The organism is Xanthomonas sp. SHU 166, assembly GCF_000364685.1.
In the GTDB taxonomy this organism is placed as follows: Bacteria; Pseudomonadota; Gammaproteobacteria; order Xanthomonadales; family Xanthomonadaceae; genus Xanthomonas_A; species Xanthomonas_A sontii.
Genome location: NZ_AQOJ01000825.1, coordinates 1 through 2,331, shown reverse-complemented (window position 1 = coordinate 2,331; position 2,331 = coordinate 1). Strand labels below are relative to the sequence as shown.

Annotated in this window: 3 protein-coding genes; all 3 read right to left on the bottom strand. The window is 69.1% G+C overall.

Going from position 1 to position 2,331, the window contains the following annotated elements:
- Positions 1-301: 301 nt before the first annotated feature.
- Positions 302-1,276 (bottom strand): phosphatidate cytidylyltransferase, encoded by a 975-nt coding sequence (locus D180_RS18920; RefSeq protein ID WP_010343857.1) that lies wholly within the window; start codon positions 1,274-1,276, stop codon positions 302-304.
- Positions 1,273-1,905 carry a lysophospholipid acyltransferase family protein gene (locus D180_RS18915; RefSeq protein WP_017914019.1) on the bottom strand — a complete coding sequence of 211 codons (633 nt, stop codon included), beginning with the start codon at positions 1,903-1,905 and terminating at the stop codon, positions 1,273-1,275. Before D180_RS18915 ends, D180_RS18920 begins: the two co-directional genes overlap by 4 nt.
- A partial coding sequence (locus tag D180_RS18910; RefSeq protein ID WP_017914018.1) for a hypothetical protein occupies positions 1,902-2,331 on the bottom strand: 430 nt, incomplete at its 5' end. The genes D180_RS18915 and D180_RS18910, both read right to left, overlap by 4 nt.

Genomic DNA, 2,331 nt, shown 5'->3' with positions numbered 1-2,331 from the left:
TGTCCAGATACAAGGAGCGGCTTCAGCCGCGACGCCTGAAACCCACCCAGGCAACCGAACACACTACCGCGGCGAAGAAAACACCGCACGCCGAACCGCGCGCCTCGCCATTGTGGGAGGGGCTTCAGCCCCGACGCGACATCGTCTGAAGATGCGGGTGCGGAAGCCATGCTGTGCTCCTGCGCGATCGGCCGCGGTGCGCGCTCGGTAAAGCATCGCGGCTGAAGCCGCTCCTACGCCCGCACAGGCGCACACGCGCACCGCGCGCCGCTCCAACCAATCCCCACCCACTCCCCGCCCCTCACACCCATCCATAGCGGATCAGGTGGAAGAACACCGGCGCCGCAAAACACACCGAATCCAGTCGGTCGAGCACGCCGCCGTGGCCTTCGATCATGTGGCCCCAGTCCTTGATGCCGCGGTCGCGCTTGATCGCCGACATCACCAGGCCGCCGAAGAAGCCCATCAGATTCGCCACCAGCGCCAGCGCGAATGCCTGCAGCGGCGAGAACGGGGTGATCCACCACAACGCCGCGCCGAGCAGGCTGGCCGAAAGGATGCCTCCGACGAAGCCTTCCACGGTCTTGGACGGCGATAGCTTCGGCGCGATCAGGTGCCGGCCCAGCAGCTTGCCCCATACGTACTGCAGCACGTCCGAGGACTGCACCACGATCACCAGGAACGCGAACAGCAGCAGGTTGCGGTCCTCGTAGCCGGGGATGCGCAGGTTCAGCAGCGCCGGCACGTGCGAGATGCAGAACACGCAGATCATCAGCCCCCACTGCACCTTGGCGGTACGTTCCAGGTAGCGCGTGGTGTCGCCGCCGATGGTCGCCAGGATCGGCAGCACCAGGAACGCGTAGACCGGGATCAGCAGCGTGTACAGGCCGTACCAGTCGCTCCACACCAGCCAGTACTGCCACGGCAGCACCACGTAGAACGCGGCCAGCAGCGCGTAGTAGTCGCCGCGCCGGGTCGGAGTGAGGGTGATGAACTCGCGCAGCGCGAACAGCGACACCAGCGCGAACAGCACGATCACGCCCAGCCGGCCGAAGGCGAACGCCAGCGCCACCACCCCGGCCATCACCCACCACGCGCGGATCCGCGCCACCAGGTTGTCCAGCACCGCGCTGGGCCGTCCGCGTGCGCGCCAGCGCAGGGTCTCGGCGATCAGCGTGGCCACCACCAGCACCGTGGCGATGCCCAGGAACAGCCACACCGTCTGTTGCCGCAGCGAGGATTGCTGCAGGTGTTCGCTCAGCGCGATCGGATTCATCGGGCTGCCTCCGCCTGCTCCGGCGCCAAGGCCAGCAAGGCCGCACGCGCGCGATCGAGGAAGGCCTGCTTGTCCTCGCCGGCGCCCAGCCGCAGCGGTTCGCCGAAGGTGGTGGTGCACAGCAGCGGCAGCGGCAGCCACATGCCCTTGGGCATCACCCGCTTGAGGTTGTCGATCCACACCGGCACGAACTCCAGTTCCGGACGCTGCCGCGCCAGGTGATAGAGCCCGCTCTTGAACGGCAGCAGGCCGTCCTCGGTGTTGCGCGTGCCTTCCGGAAACAGGATCAACGAGCCGCCGGCGTCGACCGCCTCGCACAGGCAGGCGATCGGATCGCGCTGGCGCTGCTGCGGGTCGCGCTCGATCAGCACGCCATTGAACACCGCGTGGATCAGATAGCGGCGCAGCGCATCGCGCTGCCAGTAGTCGGCCGCCGCCACCGGCCGCACCTCACGCCGCAGCGCCGCCGGCAGCGACGACCAGATCAGCACGAAATCGCCGTGGCTGGCGTGGTTGCCGTAGTACACGCGGCGTTCGCTGGACGGCATGCAGCCGCGCCACAACGCGCGTGCACCGGTGAGCAGGCGGATCGCGGCACTGCAGCCGCGGGCGATCAGGCGTTCGATCATTTCCACTCCAGTTCGCGCACGATGGCGCGCACGCGGATCACGATGGTCAGGGCGGCGGCGGCGATCAGCAGCGCCAGCGCCACGGCAAGGATCGTGCGGGCCAGTACCGCGTGTTGCACCAGCAGCGCGGCCGCCGCCAGCAACGCGGCCAGCGACAGCCAATGCATGCGTTGCGCGCGCGCCATCGGCCCCTGCAGCGGTTCGCGCACCGCGCAGGCCAGGCCGAGCATGCGCACATAGGCGGTGCCTACGCACAGCAGGGCGGCGGCCCAGCCCAGTTCCGCGCCGATGCCCAGCACCGGCTGCAGGCCGTAGCCCACGCCCAGGCACACCGCCACGTCCGACAAGCGGTCCGGCGCCTCGTTGTACACCGCGCCGGCGCGGCCGATCATCTGCGCCTGCTGCGCCATCAAGCCGTCCAGGCGG